General features: G+C 70.3%; 17 protein-coding genes. 8 read left to right on the forward strand and 9 right to left on the reverse strand.

Annotation, left to right across the window (positions count from 1 at the left end; translation table 11 throughout):
* Window positions 1–146 precede the first annotated feature (146 nt).
* The 7 genes from AC5WS8_RS13250 to AC5WS8_RS13280 are packed head-to-tail and all read left to right on the forward strand — an operon-like array spanning window position 147 to window position 7,551.
* The gene (locus tag AC5WS8_RS13250) at window positions 147–698 is read left to right on the forward strand and encodes a beta-sandwich domain-containing protein (RefSeq protein ID WP_496103555.1); all 552 of its coding nucleotides are present in this window, start codon (window positions 147–149) and stop codon (window positions 696–698) included.
* Window position 699: 1 nt separating this feature from the next.
* Window positions 700–1,752, forward strand: a complete 1,053-nt coding sequence (locus AC5WS8_RS13255) for a BtrH N-terminal domain-containing protein (RefSeq protein ID WP_496103556.1) — start codon at window positions 700–702, stop codon at window positions 1,750–1,752.
* Window positions 1,753–1,795: 43 nt separating this feature from the next.
* Window positions 1,796–3,091 (forward strand): DegT/DnrJ/EryC1/StrS family aminotransferase, encoded by a 1,296-nt coding sequence (locus AC5WS8_RS13260; RefSeq protein WP_496103557.1) that lies wholly within the window; start codon window positions 1,796–1,798, stop codon window positions 3,089–3,091.
* Window positions 3,088–3,930: a transketolase gene (locus AC5WS8_RS13265; protein ID WP_496103558.1), complete on the forward strand. Its 843-nt coding sequence runs from the start codon at window positions 3,088–3,090 to the stop codon at window positions 3,928–3,930. Before AC5WS8_RS13260 ends, AC5WS8_RS13265 begins: the two co-directional genes overlap by 4 nt.
* On the forward strand, window positions 3,927–4,883 hold the full coding sequence (locus AC5WS8_RS13270) for a transketolase family protein (RefSeq protein WP_496103559.1): 957 nt from the start codon (window positions 3,927–3,929) through the stop codon (window positions 4,881–4,883). Before AC5WS8_RS13265 ends, AC5WS8_RS13270 begins: the two co-directional genes overlap by 4 nt.
* Window positions 4,884–4,912: 29 nt before the next feature.
* Window positions 4,913–6,199 carry an ATP-grasp domain-containing protein gene (locus tag AC5WS8_RS13275; RefSeq protein ID WP_496103560.1) on the forward strand — a complete coding sequence of 429 codons (1,287 nt, stop codon included), beginning with the start codon at window positions 4,913–4,915 and terminating at the stop codon, window positions 6,197–6,199.
* Window positions 6,200–6,225: 26 nt separating this feature from the next.
* The gene (locus AC5WS8_RS13280; RefSeq protein WP_496103561.1) at window positions 6,226–7,551 is read left to right on the forward strand and encodes an aminotransferase-like domain-containing protein; all 1,326 of its coding nucleotides are present in this window, start codon (window positions 6,226–6,228) and stop codon (window positions 7,549–7,551) included.
* Window positions 7,552–7,694: 143 nt separating this feature from the next.
* On the opposite strand, the gene AC5WS8_RS13285 is transcribed toward AC5WS8_RS13280, so the two are convergent.
* The 8 genes from AC5WS8_RS13285 to lipP1 all read right to left on the reverse strand — a co-directional run bounded on the left by AC5WS8_RS13285 (window position 7,695) and on the right by lipP1 (window position 15,169).
* A complete protein-coding gene (locus AC5WS8_RS13285; RefSeq protein WP_496103562.1) occupies window positions 7,695–8,444 on the reverse strand; it encodes a sulfite exporter TauE/SafE family protein in 750 nt (249 codons plus the stop codon).
* Between the two features lie 46 nt (window positions 8,445–8,490).
* On the reverse strand, window positions 8,491–9,483 hold the full coding sequence (locus AC5WS8_RS13290) for a quinone oxidoreductase family protein (protein WP_496103563.1): 993 nt from the start codon (window positions 9,481–9,483) through the stop codon (window positions 8,491–8,493).
* A 99-nt stretch (window positions 9,484–9,582) separates the two neighbouring features.
* Window positions 9,583–10,971 carry a methylaspartate mutase gene (locus tag AC5WS8_RS13295; RefSeq protein ID WP_496103564.1) on the reverse strand — a complete coding sequence of 463 codons (1,389 nt, stop codon included), beginning with the start codon at window positions 10,969–10,971 and terminating at the stop codon, window positions 9,583–9,585.
* Entirely contained in the window at window positions 10,968–11,426 is a 459-nt protein-coding gene (locus AC5WS8_RS13300; RefSeq protein ID WP_496103565.1) for a cobalamin-dependent protein, read from the reverse strand. Before AC5WS8_RS13300 ends, AC5WS8_RS13295 begins: the two co-directional genes overlap by 4 nt.
* Before the next feature lie 31 nt (window positions 11,427–11,457).
* Window positions 11,458–12,687 carry a fatty acid desaturase gene (locus AC5WS8_RS13305; RefSeq protein WP_496103566.1) on the reverse strand — a complete coding sequence of 410 codons (1,230 nt, stop codon included), beginning with the start codon at window positions 12,685–12,687 and terminating at the stop codon, window positions 11,458–11,460.
* Between the two features lie 178 nt (window positions 12,688–12,865).
* The gene (locus tag AC5WS8_RS13310; RefSeq protein WP_355900953.1) at window positions 12,866–13,165 is read right to left on the reverse strand and encodes a 2Fe-2S iron-sulfur cluster-binding protein; all 300 of its coding nucleotides are present in this window, start codon (window positions 13,163–13,165) and stop codon (window positions 12,866–12,868) included.
* A 14-nt stretch (window positions 13,166–13,179) separates the two neighbouring features.
* Entirely contained in the window at window positions 13,180–14,166 is a 987-nt protein-coding gene (locus tag AC5WS8_RS13315; protein WP_496103567.1) for an NAD(P)/FAD-dependent oxidoreductase, read from the reverse strand.
* A gap of 31 nt (window positions 14,167–14,197) precedes the next feature.
* Window positions 14,198–15,169, reverse strand: coding sequence for a LipP1 family hormone-sensitive lipase (lipP1, locus tag AC5WS8_RS13320; RefSeq protein ID WP_496103568.1), 972 nt, complete (start codon window positions 15,167–15,169; stop codon window positions 14,198–14,200).
* Between the two features lie 21 nt (window positions 15,170–15,190).
* Between lipP1 and AC5WS8_RS13325 the strand changes: the two genes are divergently transcribed.
* The gene (locus tag AC5WS8_RS13325; RefSeq protein ID WP_496103569.1) at window positions 15,191–16,204 is read left to right on the forward strand and encodes an SAM-dependent methyltransferase; all 1,014 of its coding nucleotides are present in this window, start codon (window positions 15,191–15,193) and stop codon (window positions 16,202–16,204) included.
* 116 nt (window positions 16,205–16,320) lie between these two features.
* Here the strand turns inward: AC5WS8_RS13325 and AC5WS8_RS13330 are convergent, their stop codons facing one another.
* Window positions 16,321–17,031, reverse strand: a complete 711-nt coding sequence (locus AC5WS8_RS13330) for a 4'-phosphopantetheinyl transferase family protein (protein ID WP_496103570.1) — start codon at window positions 17,029–17,031, stop codon at window positions 16,321–16,323.
* Window positions 17,032–17,136 lie beyond the last annotated feature (105 nt).

The raw sequence follows: 17,136 nt of genomic DNA on the forward strand, positions 1-17,136 counted from the left end.
GGACCGGAATAGTCGACATGATTACCCGGAGAGTGCACCTGGCGGCGAATCGGGTATTCAGGGTAGTTACGGTGCGGACGAAAAGTCTGAACGACCGGGCTAGGTTTGGAATGTAAGGCGGTGTTTCAGTGACTGTCAGAACAAGAATGTACCAACCGGTCGACATTTCCGGCCATCGCAACAACACGGCCATCTCCGCGGCGACGGAGACCGGGGCGGGCGCATTCAATGTATGGAGGAACTCGTTCGCGGCTGAATATCTGCCCGCGGGCGGGAGCCTCGTCCATGTGGACGGTGTTCCCTTCGAGTTTCCTCCGGTCTGCGACGGACCGGACAACGTTCGCTGTGCCGGACAGTTCATGCGTGTCCTCGAGGGCCGCTACGACTGGATCCATGTCCTGGCGGCGTCCGAACGGCGCTGCGAGGACACCGTCGAGCTGAGCTTCACCGACGGCTCGGTCGACACGGAACCGCTGCGGGTCTCCGACTTCTGGGCGGCACCCGCGTGGTTCGGCGAGGTCAAGGCGTTCGAGAGCCTCGTCATGCACTACCCGCACCACGTGCAACGAGGTGTTCCGGCGGTGATGTGGGCGCAGCGCGTGCCGGTGACCCGGCGGGCCGGCCTCACCGGCATCCTGCTGCCCCGCAATGTCGCGGTGCATGTCTTCGCGGTCACCCTCCAGCGGACGGAGACCTGACATGACCGTCGACGTGACGACACGGACGTACATGATCACCGGACCGGAACCCGAGTGGTGGTACCGCGACCTCGTCAGCTGCCTCCAGTCCACGTTCGGTTCGGTCCTGATACGGGAGGGGGCCGACCCGCTGGCCGTGCTCGGCGCGGGGTGGCGGTTCCTGCACCTGCCGGGTGACGTCAGGTCCGAGGAGTTCTACTACCCGTGCCCCGCCGACGAGTCCGGTGGCACCGACCTCGGTGCCGCGCTGGCACCCCACCACGAACTGCACGCCCGCTGGTGGCAGCCCGCCGACGAGAACGACGTCTGGCGGGAGGTGCGCGCGGCGCTGGCCGACGACCGCCTGGTCATCGCGGCCGTGGACAACTACCACCTGCCGTTCCGGCCCGCGTACGGAGACGTGCACGCCGCGCACCTCGTGGTGATCTACGGCCTCGACGAGACCCGCGGCGTGGTCTACGTCTCGGACGCGATGCCGCCCGCGTTCCGCGGTGCCGTCCCGATCGAGAAGTTCCTGCTGAGCTGGGGTTCGGCCAACCCGACCGACGTCCAGGACGCGTTCTTCAGCGACTCACGGATCGGCCGGCGCTGTCTCGACGTACGCCTCGACGCCCCGCCGGCGCCCCTGACGCCCGAACTGCTCGGCGGCCACCTGCGCACCGACGTCGACGGCTTCACCACGGCCGGCTCCGCCCGTACCGGCCTCGCCGGATACGACGCGTTCGCCGCGGAACTGCTCGAGCGGTGCCGGGCCGCGGACGCCGGCGCGCTGCGCGAGCTGTACCCGTTCGGCTGGGCCATGCAGGCGCAGGCGTCGCTCCACGGTGAGCTGCTGCGCCGCTGCGGCCGCGCATGGGACGACCCGGCGCTCGCCGGAGCGGGACGCGCGGTCGAGGCCGTCGCACACGCGTGGACCGGACTGCGGTTCACCGGTGCACACGGACTGGAGGACCCGAGCGCGGCCGCACCCGACATCGCGCACCACGCCACGGCGCTGCGCGGCGCGTACGAGCGTGCGGTCGCTGCCGTCGGCGCGGCGGCGGCACGGCTGTGACCACACACATATCGACCACCGTGGCCCTGTGGAGTGGAGAGTGATGAGCAAGCTGGCAGCGTTCGGCGGCACGGCGGCCGTGCCGAGGAACCGGCGCCGTGTGCAGTGGCCGTTGGTCGAGGAGGAGGACCGCAAGGCCGTCCTCGACGCCCTCGACGGCGCACGACTGGTGTCCGACACCGACGGTGTGAATCCGGTGTCCGACCTGGAGGAGAACTGGGCCCGTCGTTTCGGTTTCGAGCACTGCGTCGCGGTGTCCAACGGCACCGCGGCACTGGCCCTGGCGCTGGCCGCGCTCGGCGTCGGACCGGGGGACGAGGTGATCGTGCCCGCGCTCAGCTTCATCGCGACCGGGCTCGCACCGGTGCACCAGATGGCCGTTCCGGTCTTCGCCGACATCGACCCGGTCACCTTCAACATCGACCCGGACGACGTGGAGCGCCGCATCACACCCCGGACCAGGGCGATCATCCCCGTGCACCTGCACGGCGCGCCCGCCGACATGGACCGGATCACCGCGATCGCGCGCAGGTACGGCCTCGCGGTGATCGAGGACGCGGCACAGGCCCCCGGAGCCACCCACCGTGGGCGGCCGGTCGGCGGGATCGGCGACGCGGGTGCCTTCAGCCTCCAGGTCAGCAAGAACATACCGACCTGCGGCGAGGGCGGCCTGCTGGTGACCCGCGACGCCGAACTGGCCGAGGCGATGCGCCGCGGCAGGCAGTTCGGCGAGGTGATCGAGGCCGGCCGCGAGCGCGACTACGTGTCCTACGGCCTGGGCTGGAACCACAAGATGAACGCTCTCCAGGCCGCGTTCACCAACGCGCAGCTCGCCCGGTACGACGGCTACGAGCGCGCGCGGCAGCACAACGTCACCGAGTTCCTCGCGCGGCTCGCGCAGCTGCCCGGCCTGCAGGTGCCGACCGCGCTGCCGGCCACCACCCACGCCTGGCACATCCTGCGGTTCCGGTTCGACCCGGCCGCGTTCGGCCTGGACGGGGTGCGGCCGGAGGCGTTGCGCTCGGCTCTGCGGCGACTGCTGCGCGCCGAGGGCGTACCGATGTCGCAGTACCAGCTCATGCCGCTGCCCGACCAGAACGTGTTCGTGGACCGCGTCGGCTTCGGCTCGGGCTACCCGTGGTCCGTGACCGGCGCCCGCGGAACGGTCGCGGGTGCGGGCTATCCGGTGACCCGCGCGGTCATCGCCGACTCCCTGACCATCCAGAAGCGTCACCTCCACCCGGGGGCGGGCGAACTGCTCGGCCTGTACGCGGACGCCTTCGAGAAGGTGTGGGCGAACGGGGACATGGTGGCCACGCTCGCGAAGGCGGCCTCATGACCGTCACCCCGGTCCTGCAACGGGACCTCCTGCACACGGTCTCCGCACGTATCCGCTCCCATGTCGTCGACATGTGCGCGGGGCCCGAGGGCGGCCACCTCGGCGGTGCCCTCTCCTGTGCCGACGTGCTCGCCGCGCTGTACTTCTCGGTGCTGAACGTGGACCCGCTGCGGCCGGACGATCCGGATCGCGACCGCTTTCTGCTCAGCAAGGGTCACGCCGCCGTCGGCCTCTACGCGACACTGGCCGAACGAGGTTTCTTCCCGGTCGAGGAGCTCGCCGGATACGCCCGCCCCGGCAGCAGGCTGATGGGTCATCCGGTGCGTGCGGTACCCGGTGTGGAGATGCCGACCGGATCCCTCGGCCACGCACTCGCGCTGGGCTGCGGGTTCGCGCTGGCCGCCCGGTACGCCGGGCGCGACGCGCGCACCTTCGTCCTGCTCGGCGACGGCGAGCTCCAGGAGGGCTCGGTGTGGGAGGCGGCCATCGCGGCAGCGTCGCTGCGCCTCGACCGGCTGGTCGCGGTGGTGGACCGCAACGGACTGCAGCTGACCGGCTCCACCGACGGCATCGCGCCGATGGAACCGCTGGCCGACCGCTGGCGCAGTTTCGGCTGGGCGGTCCGCGACGTGGACGGCCACGACCCGGACCGACTGGCGGAGCATCTGGGCGCCGCGCCGTGGGAACCGGGCAGGCCGAGCGTGCTGATCGCCCGCACGGTCAAGGGCCAGGGGCTGCCGTTCCTCGCCGGCCGCAGTGCCGGCCACTACGTGACCCTGTCACCGCGCAACCACGCGCGGGCGGTCCGCGCCCTACGAGACACGGAGGCCGCCGGATGAGCCGCGCGACCCGAGAGGCGTACCGGGACAGTCTGCTGCCGTTGCTGCAGCGGCATCCCGAGCTGATGTGCCTGGACTCCGACACCGGTCTCTTCAACGCCGAGTACGCCGAGGCGGCCGGCGACCAGTACCTCAACCTCGGTATCGCCGAGCACAACCTGATGGGCATCGCCGCGGGGATGGCGGCGTGCGGGCGGATCCCGTTCGTCAACACGATGGCCGCCTTCGCCACGTCCCGGGCACTGGAAGCGATCAAGATCGACATCGCCTACAACCGGTTGCCGGTCCGCGTCATGGCCACCCATGGCGGTCTCGCCGCGGGCCACCTCGGTCCGACGCACCAGGCCCTGGAGGATCTCGCCGTGATGCGGGTACTGCCCGGGATGACCGTGGTGGTGCCCGCCGATGCCGCCGCCACGGAGGCGTTCGTCGAGCAGAGCCTGGACCTGCCCGGACCGCTCTACGTCCGGCTCGGCCGCAAACCGACACCGGACCTGCCCGCGGCCCCGCCGCCGGTCATCGGGAAGGCGCAGACGCTGCGGCAGGGCGGCGACGTGGTGCTCGCGAGCTGTGGTCCGTACCCCGTGCTCGCCTGCCTCACCGCGGCGGACGTCCTGGCCGAACAGGGCGTCGAGGCAACCGTGCTGAACATGCACACCCTGCGGCCGTTCGACACCCGGACGCTGGTGGCCGCGGCCCGGCCGGCCTCGCTCGTGGTGACGCTGGAGGAGCACTGGCGCGGCGGCGGTCTCGGTGGCGCGGTGGCCGAAGCACTGGCGGAGGCGGTGCCCACGAGAGTGCTGAGACTCGGCATGCCGGATCAGTTCGTCGACACGGTCGGCAACCAGGAACACCTCGTCAACCACTACGGCCTCACCGCGGAGCGGGTGGTGAGGACGGTCCGTACCGCCCTCGACCGCGGCCGCACCGACCTGATCACCTCCCACTCGTGACACTTGGACCCTCGAAGGAGGCCAGCGCCGTGGATACCACGAGCAGCCATGTAGTCCATGTCGGCTTCGCCGAACAGCACATCGACTCGATCGAGTTCGGCGAACACCAGGTGTCCCTGCTGGTGCACCGGCATGTCGCCGAGCGCATGTCACCCACCGCGCGGCAGCGCTTCGCCCGCATCGGCGTTCTCGACGTGCCGCACACGCTGGAGTTCGACACCTACGACCAGGTCCTCGACCAGATGATCCACCTGGTCGAGGAGTTCGCCGCGGAACTCGGCCCGCCGACCGCCGTCGTCGCCATGTACGAACACGTCACACTGCCGGCGGCGCGACTGCGCGACCACTTCGGTGTGCCGGGAGTCGACACCGAGACGGCGCTGCTCTGCCGCGACAAGGTCCGTATGAAGGAGGCCATGCGGAGCGGTGGCATACGCGTCCCCGCGTTCTGGGCGGTGGACGCGAGCACTCCGTACGCCGACCTCGAGAAGATCGCGGACGCGGTGCCGGGCCGGCTCGTCCTCAAGCCACAACGGCAGGCCGGCAGTTTCGGCATCGCGGTCTTCGGCGACGGAACGGAGTTCCTCGCCCATGCCCGGGCCCACGGCATCCCCGACGATCACGAGGTCGAGGAGTTCATCGAGGGCGACGTGTGCCATGTCGACGGAGTGGTGCGGGACGGTGAGATCCGTTTCATCAGCGCCTCTCGGTACATCGGCGACTGCCTCAACTTCCAGAACGGCCGGCAGCACCTCTCGGGCGTCACGTTCGACGACGCCTCGATACTGGCACGGATCACCGACTTCACCGCACTCGTGCTGAAATCACTGAGGCTGCACACCAGCACCTTCCACCTGGAGCTGTTTCTCACCCCCGACGAAGAGCTGGTCTTCCTCGAGATCGGCAACCGCTTCGGCGGCGCCTACATCAGCGATTCCATCCGCGCGGTCTACGGCGTGGACCTGGTCCGCGAGTCCGTCCTCGCCTGCATGGGCCTGCCGTCCGAGGTCGGGTCCGTCACCGGCATCCTCGACCACGAGGGCGTCGGCGCCTCCGGCTGGCTCTACGCCGCGCTGCCGGAGAGCGAGCCCTGCGTGGTCAGGCGGATCCGGGGCCTCGACACGTGCCCGGACTCAGTGGTGCTGTCCGACGTCCCCAACGTCGGCCAGGCGCTCAACGGCGACATCACGGTCTTCCCCACCGCCGGCAAATTCGCGTTCTCCGGAACGAGCACCGCGGAAGTCGAGCGGGACATACGGCGGTTGGCCGCCTCGTACGGCATCGAAACAGCTCCCCGGAGGAGCCCGCACATCTGACCCGCACCACACGGAAGGGTGTATTCATGAGCACAGGCAGCGCCAGTGGTGCCACGTTGCAACGGGGGGATCTGCACGGCTCCTTGTCCGACCCGGTGCTGAGTTCCATGACGCTCCTCAACGAGATCACGGGGCGGTACCCGGAGGCCGTGTCCTTCGCGGCAGGGCGGCCCTACGAGGAGTTCTACGACCCGCTGCAGATCCACGACCACCTGGAGCGGTTCCGCAAATATCTCGAAGTGGAGCGCGGCCTCGGCCCCGACCAGGTACGGACAGCGCTTTTCCAGTACGGTCACACCAAGGGGCTGCTGACGGACCTCCTGGTGCGGCACCTGGCCGTCGACGAAGGGGTGAGCGTGGTCCCCGAGTCCGTCGTGGTCACCACGGGTTGCCAGGAGGCGATGATCCTGCTGCTGCGCGCCCTGCGCACGGGCAGTGAGGACGTCATCCTGGCTCCGGCACCGACCTACGTGGGGTTCCTCGGCGCGGCGCGCCTGATGGACATGCCGGTCCTACCCGTCGCGGAGGGCACCGGGGGCATCGACGTCGAGGACCTGGTGACCCAGGTGGGCCGGGCCCGGCAGCGGGGACTGAACCCGCGCGCCTGCTACGTGGTGCCGGACTTCGCCAACCCCAGTGGGCTCAGCATGAGCCTCGCCGATCGCCGGCGGCTCCTCGACGTCGCGGAGCGCGAGGACGTCCTCATCATCGAGGACAACCCGTACTCCCTGTTCAACGCCGATGGCCGGCGCCTGCCCTCGCTCAAGTCACTGGACACCGCTCGACGCGTCGTGTATGTGGGCTCGTTCGCCAAGACGGCCTTCCCGGGCGCTCGCGTGGGGTATCTGGTCGCCGACCAGCTGGTCTCGGGCATCGGTGCCGGCGAGGGCCCGCTGCTGGCCGACCAGCTCGCCAAGCTCAAGAGCATGCTGACGCTGAACACGTCGACCATCTCCCAGGCCGTGATCGGCGGGAAGCTGCTGGCGAACGACTACAGCATGACCAGGGCCACCGAGCGTGAGACGGAGATCTACCGTCGCAACCTCGCCGCGGTCCTGGCCGGCCTGGACAGGCACTTCCCCGCTCCGGACGACGGCTCGCGTCCCCGGACGACCTGGAACATCCCGGGCGGTGGCATGTTCGCGGTGGTCTCCCTGCCCTTCGAGGCCGACGCCGCGATGCTCGAGTACTCGGCAAGCCGGTTCGGGGTGCTGTGGACCCCGATGCGCTACTTCTACCCCCAGGGTGGAGGTACGCACCAGATCCGCCTCTCCTTCAGTGTGCTCACCCCCGAACGGATCGACGAGGGTCTCGCGCGGCTCGCCGCCCTCGTCCGCGACCGTACGGCCTGACCGTGCGGCTGCGAGCTTCGGCGGCGCCCCCACGAACGGAAGCCTCGCAGGTCTTCGACCGCGAGGCTTCCGTGTCGATCCGCATCACGGCCACCCGACTCGGCTGCCGGGACACGGACCGCGGGCCGGAGCGGAAGTCCGCGCTATACCGCCTTGACGAGCACGGCCAGACCGGACAGGACGAGCGTGGCGCTGACGCCGGCGCGGAACGCCGCCGGGGAGGCACGGCGGTGCAGGACGTCGCCGATCACGGCGCCGGCGACCGCGGGAACCAGCATCAGCAGGCCGGTCACGACGGCAGCCCGGTCCACCACGGCGGCGGACGACACCAGCCGGGGCAGCGCGAAGTAGCACAGCGTGAGGAAGCCGTCGATGAGGATGAAGTAGCTCAGGACCGTCCCGCGCAGTCGGGACTTGTCGGGCTGGTTGCGGTTGAGGAAGACGACGAACGGCGGTCCGCCGGCACCGAACATTCCCTCCAGCAGGCCGCTGAGTCCGCCCGCTCCGAGAGCCGCCGCCGCTGACGGCTCGGTCGTACGGGCCTGTTGGCCGCGCAGCATCCGCACCGCGTACCAGAGGGTGCCGAAGCCGACCAGGAACAGCAAGGCCCGGACCGGCAGATAGGAAAGCAGCCACGCGCCGGCGACGGCGCCCACGATGCCGGGCAGGGCGGCTCGCGCGACCACGGAACGGTCGACGGACCGCCTGGTCCGGAAAGCCATGTAGCCGCCCACCGCGAACTGCAGGAAGACGGACACGGCGATGACGGTCTTGAGGTCCATCACCAGGGCGAGCAGCGGCGCCATGATCGGGCCGGACCCGAACCCGGTGAGTCCTCGCACCGTGTAGGCGGCACACACCACCACCGCGGCGAAGAGCAGGGATGTCCACATGAGATTCTCCAGTCGAATGCTGGGGCGGGACCGACGGCTCGTCGGATCAGCGCTGGGGGAGGAGCAGGAGCTTGCCGCTGGTGGTGCCGGAGGCCAGGTCGGCGTGGGCCCTCGCGGCCTCGTGCAGGCCGTAACGCCCGCCGACGGCGACCCGCAGCGTGCCGTCGCGCACCCACTCGAAGACGTCGGCGGCGCGACCGGCCAGTTCGGCGGGGTCGGTCGCATGGTCGACGAGGGTGGGACGGGTGAGGAACAGCGAGCCCCGGGAGGCGAGGGACTGCGGGTCCAGCGGCGGCATGGGCCCCGAAGCCGCTCCGACGAGCACGAACAGGCCGCGGCGGCGCAGCGCCAGCAGGCCCGCTTCCGCGGTGTCCTTGCCGACACTGTCGTAGACGACATCGACCCCGTGGCCGCCGGTCAGCTCCCTGACGCGCCCGGCGAGCTCCTCGGCCGGGACGGTGCCCGGCGCGCCACGGACGATCACCTCGTGCGCCCCGGCCGCCCGCGCGACGTCGGCCTTGGTCTCGGTGGACACCGTGCCGATCACCCGGACGCCACGCCGCGCCAGCAGCCGTACCAGGTGCTGTCCGAGGCCTCCCGCCGCGGCGTGCACCAGAGCGGTTTCCCCCTCGGCCGCCGGGTGGGTCGAGGTCGTCAGGTAGTGGGCGGTCAGACCCTGGAGGAGTACGGCGGCCGCGTCCTCGTCCGTCATGTCGTGCGGTACACGCACGGCGGCGGACGCGTTCACGACCACCTGCTCCGCGTAGCTCCCGGGGGCGGCCCACCAGGCGACGCGGTCGCCGGGCGCGAAGCCGTCGACGCCGGGACCGGTGTCCACAACGGTGCCCGCACCCTCGCTGCCGGGGACGAACGGCACGGGCGAGGGGCCGCGGCCCGCGCGTTCGTGGAGGTCCTTGAAGTTGACGCCCGCGGCGGCCAGTCGGACCGTGAGCTGCCCCGGTCCCGGAACCGGGTCCGGGCGTTCGGCGAGGACGAGCACCTCCGGCCCGCCATGGCGGCCGACGACGATTGCGCGCATTGCTGCTCCTGGATGTGTTGTTCGGCGAATGCCGGTGGAGGGCGGATCCCGTGGACGGGCCGGCCGACGGACGGCCGGCCCGTAGTCCCGGGCTGTTCCTCACTCCGTCTCGTGGAAGAGATGGCGGAAGTAGTCGATGTCCCCGGTGAGCCCGCCCAGCAGGGAGCCCAGTTCCAGGTCCGCTTCACCGCACGTGCCCAGCAGTTCCCTGTTACGGCGCAGCACGGCCGGGGAGAAAGGCAGGGAACCGGCGGACAGGTAGCGGATGGCGCCCTGGGCGTCGCGCCGGGGGACCAGCGCGGACCGGGCGCAGCGGCTGGCGCTGAACGGGATGTCGAGGGTGCCGTCGCCGAACGCCTCGGCAACGGCCGTGATGAGATCCGGCCGGGCCAGCAGAGGGTCGACGAGTTCGGCGACCTCCTGCAGAATCCACTCCATCTCCTCGGCGACCCGGTCCGCGTCGGCCGTCATGAAGCCCAGGAGGGGGGAGTTGGCCCGGTCCGCCAGCCGCAGCCCCTCCACATTGGCCTGTGTGTCGGGGATCCCGAAGGCCTCCTGGTAGGTCTTGGTGATCAGCTTCGAGGCACCGCCCAGCCGCGAAACGAGCGCTCCGTAGAGGATCAGGTCCTCGGCGTGGGCGCGCTCGCGCGGGAAGACCCCCATGAACTCGTGGAGCACGGCGTGCACCTGGACGTCCGCCGGGAGGTAGCGTCCGGCCAGGACCGGGATGCAGCGCAGCGCCGCCACGTCCTGCGCCAGGTGGCCGCCCTGCGGATAGGACACCGAGATGCAGCGCACTCCCGCCCGGGCCGCCAGCACGGCCTCGATGACGCTGACCGCCAGGCTGATCGAGGGCGGCACGAGGACCGCGGTGAGGGTGCCGAACAGCTCGCGGTCGATGACCACGCCGTGCTCGGCCATCTCCCCGCAGCGCCGGTCGACGTCCTGCCAGGCGCGCAGCGACTGCTCGAGCGGCACGGCCTTGCAGTAGGGCAGGTTGTAGGAGATTCCACCGCCCTCGAAGGAGGTGATGCCCGCGGCGACGGACACGTCGAACAGGGCGCGGGCGTCGGGCGAGCCGTGCCTGATCTCCAGAGGAGCGGTCACCGCCTCGTTCAGCTCCCGGCCCCGCCGCCAGCCGTGGGCGACCAGCGGGTAGCCGTTGAGGTCCGCGGGTCGGACGTTGAGGGTGCGCAGCGCCTCTTCGAAGCGCAGCAGGCGGGTGTGCGAGTCGATGGTGAGGGTGAGGATGTCCGGTGCCGCCTCCGCTTCGAGAGCGGTCAGCAGCGCCTTCATCTCCGCATGGCCGCCGACGCCGCAGCGGGGCTGCACGGCGACCCTCCCGGCGGCGCGGCAGGAAGCCAGGACCTCGGCGGCCGTGGGCTTGCCCAGCGATCCGATGTAGGCGGCGGACTCGGCGGGGGAGGGCACGCCGGCGCCGTCTCCGAGCACGGCGACCGATGCCAGGGCGCGGTGCCCGGTCCTCATGACGCCGCCACAGGGCGGTTGCGTGCGGCGCGCAGTTCGTCGAGGAGCGCCGGCAGCTTGGCCGGGTCCGACAGGATGTGGTTGACACCGATGGCGTAGAGCCGGTCGTGGGCCGTGCCGTCCTTGTGGCTGCCGACGGACAGGTTGCCGCCGACCACGACGGGGACGTGGATCCGCCCGTCGGCCTTGGCCTGTGCGAGGCCGCGCAGGTCCTCGTGGACATGGCCGTTGAGGCTGCCGATGACGACCGCTTCGGCATCCGGATGTTCCTGGCAGGCCTGGGCGAACTCCTCGACCGGAGTGCAGGTGCCGAGGTTCACGACGTCGAAGCCGAGGCCGCGCAGAGAGAAGGCGATCAGGTGGTTGGCCACGGCGTGACTGTCGCTGGCCGCCACGCCGAGGATGACCTTGCGGGTGGCTGTCGGTTGGCTGAGCTGGTTCGGTACCGAAGGCATCAGGGGTTCCTCATCGTTCGGGTCGCATACGTCAGTCGTCGAAGGCCGCGAACAGCTCGCGCTTGCTGACCGCCTTCAGCCGGTTCACGTCGAACTCCTCGGCATCGGCGGCCGACAGGGAGTCGAAGACGTAGGAGATCGCCGGGATCAGCCCCCAGACCTCGTGGTAGGGCGGCCAGCCCTGGTGCCCGGAGTCGATGTCCTGCTGGCGGGCGAAGACGTAGTTCGCCCACTGGGGGGCGGCCGGGTAGCGGTGGTGGAAGTCGTGTACGACGGTGTCACCGGTCAGGACCAGGTAGCGCGACGGGGCGTGCAGGAGGACGAGACGAAGTGTCCAGCGGGCCCAGGCACCGACGCGGCGGCCGAGGGACAGGTCCGGGGAGGGCAGCGCGTCACCGATGAAGATGGCGTTGGTCAGGCTGGAGAAGTACGCGCGTCCGTGCCGGGTCACGACGCCCGGGACGGGAAAGGTGTGCTTGACGCACAGCCGCAGGGTGTTGCTGATCTGGAACAGCGGGAACAGCGGCACGAACCAGACGGCGAGCAGGGTCTGCCAGGTGCCGGTGAGCACCGTGGCGGTGACGGCCGTGCCGTACACCAGGAGCGCCGACGCCTTCTCGCTGCGGGCCGACTCGCTCCAGAAGGAGCGGATGCGGGACACCGCGAAACTGAAGTGGAACCGCGGTGAGACGAGCTTCAGCAGCAGCCGGCGCCACATCTGTCGGCGGGTCATACCCGGATGCATCTGCAGACTGACCAGGAACGCCTGGACGGTGGGGTCCTTGAGCGTCATGTGCTGCGCCGCGTGGTGGTCGCGGACGTGCTCCCGGCTGTAGCGCTGGAAGTTCTGGATGACGAGCAGGCTGGAGATGGCGTGGCCGATGGCCCGGTCCACTCGACGCCGGCGGTACATGTTCCGGTGCGAGCACTGGTGATAGACCATCATGCGCAGGTTGCGCATCCCGTGCAGGGTCACCGCCCAGCCGACGGGCAGCAGCAGGAGGTGGCCGAGGGTGTGGGCGAGTACGCCGACCAGCGTCCCCAGCACCACCGAAACCGTGGCGGTGGCCAGGTGGAAGCCGGGTGTCCAGCCCGGGGACACCTGCCCCGGCAGGGCCTTGCCGGTGAACAGCGTGGCCGGGAACTGCAGCAGCCGGGGCAGGCGCCGCATCGTCTCCCGGGGGTCGGCAGACGTGGTCCGCGGGGATGTCGGCGGTACGGTGGTACGCACCCTCGGGGCCGACGAGTCGATCACGGTCATGGAAACTCCTCTGCGTGCACGGGCGGAAGACGTGATGGTGGTGCGGCGGTGCGAGCTGAGTCGGACGGAGGCGGCCCTGCCGCCGGGAGGGAGGGGGCGGGGTGGACGACTCGGCGGACCGAGGCCCCTGGAGGTGTGTCGAAACACCCCTAGTGCCCGCCCCCGTCCCGCAGGTCCCTCACTGCTCCTCCGCGACCTGGACGGTCGCGGCGTCCATGAGGCGGCACTGGCAGGCGAGACGGAAGTCGCCGCCCGTCCGTCCCAGGTCCTCCAGGAAGTCGCTCTCGTCGGCGTCCATCTCCCCGAGCGAGTCGGACCCGTCCAGCACCTCGATGACGCAGGCGCCACAGGCGCCCGACTGGCATCCGAAGGGGATCACCCGGTGAGAGGTCTCGTTCTCCAGGTCGGTGAGCGGTGCACCGGCCGGGAGGAGGATCTCCAGGCCGTGCGGCATCAGGGTGAGTTTGTTCAGAACCAACGCTGTCTCAGCTCCTACGCAGGGACCAGTTCGGGATGGGCGTCAGAGGAGTGGCCGGGGGCGAGGCGGGCGCCGGGGCGCAGTGCCACGGCGGCGTGGTTGACGGCGGTGGCGGCCTCGCCGAAGCCGACCGAGATGAGGGGAACGCGGCCCGGATGGGTGCAGCCGTCGCCGACGGCGTACACCCCGGGAAGGCTCGTGCGCATGGCGGCGTCGACGCGGACCTGCCGGTACTGCAGCTCCATCCCCCAGCCGGTCAGGGGACCGAGGTTGGTGGCGAAGCCCAGTGCGGTGATCAGCGTGTGCGCGGGCAGGTTCAGCGTGGCGCCGCTCGCGGTGCGGACGTCCACGGATCCCAGGCGGCCGGCTCCGTGACAGGCGACCACCTGGGCCTCGGTGAGGACGCGTACGGGGGCCCCGTACAGCTGCCGCACACTGTGCTCATGGGCGCGGAAGGACGCCCGGCGATGGACGAGGGTGAGCGACCGGGCGATCGGGGCCAGCGCCGCCGCCCAGTCCACCGCGCTGTCCCCACCGCCGGCGATCACCACGTCGCGGCCCCGGTGCTCCTCCAGACGCGGTACGTGGTAGACCACGCCTCGGCCCTCGTACGGAACCGCACAGGGCAGCTTGCGCGGGGTGACCTTGCCCAGACCGGCGGCGACGAGGACGGCTCCGGCGCGGATCCGGGCACCGCGGTCGGTGCCGAGGATCCAGCCGGGGCCGTCCGCCGTCAGGGTGGTGGCCGTGTGGCCGAGCAGGTAGCGGGGCTCGAAGGGCGCTGCCTGGCGCACCAGGTTGTCGACGAGCTCGCGGCCCGTGACGGCGGGGTGCGCGGCGATGTCGTACAGCAGCTTCTCGGGATACATCGAAGCCACCTGACCGCCCGGTTCGGGCAGCGCGTCGATGACCGCGGTGCTCAGGCCGCGGAAACCCGCGTAGTACGCGCCGTACAGGCCGGTGGGGCCGGCACCGACGATGGCGAGGTCGACGTCGGTCAAGCCGTTTTCGGGCTCGGACGTCGCGGGTGTTTCAGGTACCACTGCTCTCACATCCAATTTCGTTCAGTCCCAACCGCCCGCGCAGGAAATCGACGATCCCGTCCAGTGCCTCCCTGGCGGTGTCGAGTACTGCCGCCATGGACAGAAAGCCGTGCGGCAGATCCGCGTACTGGCGGTGCTCCACCGGCACCTGGGCGAGTGCGAGTGCCTCCGCGTAGGCCCCGCCCTCGTCACGCAGTGGACAGAACTCGGCCGTGATCATGAGTGCGGCGGGAAGCCCGCTGTGGTCGGTTGCGTTGAGCGGTGAGGCGTAGGGCGAGTCGCCGTCGGCGGGATCGGCGAGGTAAAGGTCCCAGAACCACGGGACCGAGTGGCCGTTGAAGAACATCGGATCCCTGTTCTCGCGCATGGAATCCGTCGCCGAGCCGTAGCGCATCGCCGGGTAGACGAGCACCTGGGCGCTGATCCGAGGCCCGTCCTCGTCCCTGGCCATCAGGGAGACCGCCGCAGCCAGGGTGCCGCCGTTGCTGTCCCCTGCGACGGCGATGCGCGAACCGTCGACGCCGATCCGGGACCCGTTCTCCGCCACCCATCTCACGGCGGCGAAGCAGTCGTCGATGGCTGCCGGGAACGGGTGCTCGGGCGCCAGCCGGTAGCTCACGGAGACGACCACGCAGGAAACCATGCTGCACAGTGCACGGCAGAACGCCTCGGACGTGTCCAGGGAGCCGACGACGAAACCGCCGCCGAAGAAATAGACCAGTACGGGAAGCGGGTCTTCGCTTTCCGTCTGCGGGCGGTAGACCCTGAGCGTCATCGGGCCGGCCGGACCGGTGATATCCATGTCGAATATCTCTTTGGGCTGTTCGATCCAGTCCCAGACCGAGGCTTCCGTTGCGGCATCCGCTTTTCGGGCCTCTTCCACCGACATGGTGTAGAGCGGGGTGAAGCCGGTTGCCAGGCGATAGTTCCTGATACCCTCGACGACGGGATGAAGCGGCATTGAAACGCCCCCATTTCTTCGGTGTCGACGGTGCACGATGAGGTGCGGGAGTCGCACCGGGAAGAACGCTACGATCGCGTCGACACCAGGCGCGTCCGCGACAAGTTCATGCCCGGGGCGCATTGCGTTGATCTTTCTTTCCCGCGGCTAAGCATGCTGCTTACTTCGGCATGGCCCCCGTCCGTGCCACCCTTTTCCTCGGCAACGATCCAGAGCGCCATACGGAATCGAGGGGAAGTGCGCCGCATCATGACCATCGAAAACCTTGAGAAACGCCCGGATCCGCACCCCGCACGGGTCTACGACTACTTCATAGGCGGCGAGAACGGTCTTGAGGCCGACCGGGCGGCCGGTGCCTGGATCCGTATGCAGGCCCCCGACCTGCTGACGACGATGCAGGCGAACCGCGCCTTTCTGTCACGGGCGGTGCGCTGGCTGGTCCAGCAGGGCGTCGACCAGTTCATCGACATCGGTTCCGGCTTCCCCGTGTCGCCGAACACGCACGAGATCGCCCTGCGGGAGTCCCCTTCGGGTTCCGTCGTCTACTGCGACGTCGATCCCGAGGTCGGGCGGCGCACGCGCGAGCTCATCGCCGGTCAGAAGGGAGCGGACTTCGTCCTGGGCGACATCCAGAACCCCGAAGAGCTGCTGGCCCGGCCGGCCGTCCAGGCCCTGATCCGTTCCGGCCGTCCGGTGGCCTGTGTCCTGGGCGCGGTCCTGCACTTCGTTCCGGAAAGCGCGGACCCGGCCCGGATCACCGCGGCGCTGCGCGAGGCTCTGCCCCGGGGCAGCTATCTCGTCGTCTCCCACATCGCGGGCGACATTCCCTGGGGGGACCGTAACAACGAGGAGACGCTGAAGCGCGCCTTCGAGGACATGCATCCTCGAACCCGGGAACAGGTCGCCCGTTTCTTCGGTGATTTCGAGTTGGTCCCGCCCGGTGTGGTATTGGCATCTCAATGGCATCCCACCGGGGAGACTGCCGGGCCCCGGACCGAATCCGCCCTTTACGGTGGAGTCGCCCGCAGGATCTGAGCCCCGGGGTGGAAGGTGACGCAGGCACACGGCCGCGGGCCGCGGGGATCTCTTCCCCGCGGCCCGCGGCGCTTTCGGTCGAACCACCGACCACGCGGTGGATCGCCGGCGAACGGCTATCCGTGGATGCGGCTGTGAGGGAGCAGCGACGGGAACACCTGCGCGGCATCCCTGACGAGGTCCGTGCCGCTGCGGACGGACGGAGAGGGCGCGGGCCCGAGCACCGCGAGCGACCCCACGTACGGGGCGGGCAGCGGGAGGTCCCGGAGCGTGTACTCCTCCGGGCGCCCGAGTTCCTCGGGCAGCGCACGCAGCGTGGATCCGAGAACCTCGATGCGCCCCGGATGGATCTGAAGTCCCTTGCCGGCGGCCTTGAGCACGGCTTCCTTGCGCGTCCACAGTCGTGCGAAGTCGGCGTAGTCCGAGCAGGTCGCGCGTTCCCGCTCCGTCAGCGCCGCAGCCGGTGGCCGCGCCCCGGCCGTGGCGTCCTCGATGTCGAGGCCGACGGTCCGATCCGAGACGGCGACCACGGCGAGCCCTCCGGCGTGGGAGAGCGAGAAGTCCAGACCTGGGTCGGCGGACTCCACGACCGGTTTCCCGTGTCCCGGGTCACCGCAGTGGGCGCAGGTCCGGTCGAAGCTCAGGGCCGACGGATCCCGGCCCAGCCTGTCGCCGAGGACGAGGCGCGCCAGCACCCATGCGGCGAGAGCGCGATTGCGGTCCGCCTCGAGCAGGATCCGTCGACGGCGGGCGCGGTCGCGCTCGTCCAGGAGTACGGCGAGCGACTCGGGCACCTGGTCGACGCCGACGTACCAGACGTCGGTCACGGACACTCTGCTCCGCCCTGCGGTTCGGATCGCCGGGTCCGGGCCTGCCCGGCGCTGCACCCGGCGATCCCGCCCTTCTCTCCGTGCTCCGGCCCGGGCAGCTCT

This window comes from Streptomyces sp. PTL18 (assembly GCF_059510295.1).

Excerpts from the sequence above, each read along its gene's own strand:
- AC5WS8_RS13250 (WP_496103555.1), top strand. The coding sequence starts at position 147 with ATGTACCAACCGGTCGACATTTCCGGCCATCGCAACAACACGGCCATC.
- AC5WS8_RS13255 (WP_496103556.1), top strand. The coding sequence starts at position 700 with ATGACCGTCGACGTGACGACACGGACGTACATGATCACCGGACCGGAA.
- AC5WS8_RS13260 (WP_496103557.1), top strand. The coding sequence starts at position 1,796 with ATGAGCAAGCTGGCAGCGTTCGGCGGCACGGCGGCCGTGCCGAGGAAC.
- AC5WS8_RS13265 (WP_496103558.1), top strand. The coding sequence starts at position 3,088 with ATGACCGTCACCCCGGTCCTGCAACGGGACCTCCTGCACACGGTCTCC.
- AC5WS8_RS13270 (WP_496103559.1), top strand. The coding sequence starts at position 3,927 with ATGAGCCGCGCGACCCGAGAGGCGTACCGGGACAGTCTGCTGCCGTTG.
- AC5WS8_RS13280 (WP_496103561.1), top strand. The coding sequence starts at position 6,226 with ATGAGCACAGGCAGCGCCAGTGGTGCCACGTTGCAACGGGGGGATCTG.
- AC5WS8_RS13285 (WP_496103562.1), bottom strand. The coding sequence starts at position 8,444 with ATGTGGACATCCCTGCTCTTCGCCGCGGTGGTGGTGTGTGCCGCCTAC.
- AC5WS8_RS13290 (WP_496103563.1), bottom strand. The coding sequence starts at position 9,483 with ATGCGCGCAATCGTCGTCGGCCGCCATGGCGGGCCGGAGGTGCTCGTC.
- AC5WS8_RS13295 (WP_496103564.1), bottom strand. The coding sequence starts at position 10,971 with ATGAGGACCGGGCACCGCGCCCTGGCATCGGTCGCCGTGCTCGGAGAC.
- AC5WS8_RS13300 (WP_496103565.1), bottom strand. The coding sequence starts at position 11,426 with ATGCCTTCGGTACCGAACCAGCTCAGCCAACCGACAGCCACCCGCAAG.
- AC5WS8_RS13305 (WP_496103566.1), bottom strand. The coding sequence starts at position 12,687 with ATGACCGTGATCGACTCGTCGGCCCCGAGGGTGCGTACCACCGTACCG.
- lipP1 (WP_496103568.1), bottom strand. The coding sequence starts at position 15,169 with ATGCCGCTTCATCCCGTCGTCGAGGGTATCAGGAACTATCGCCTGGCA.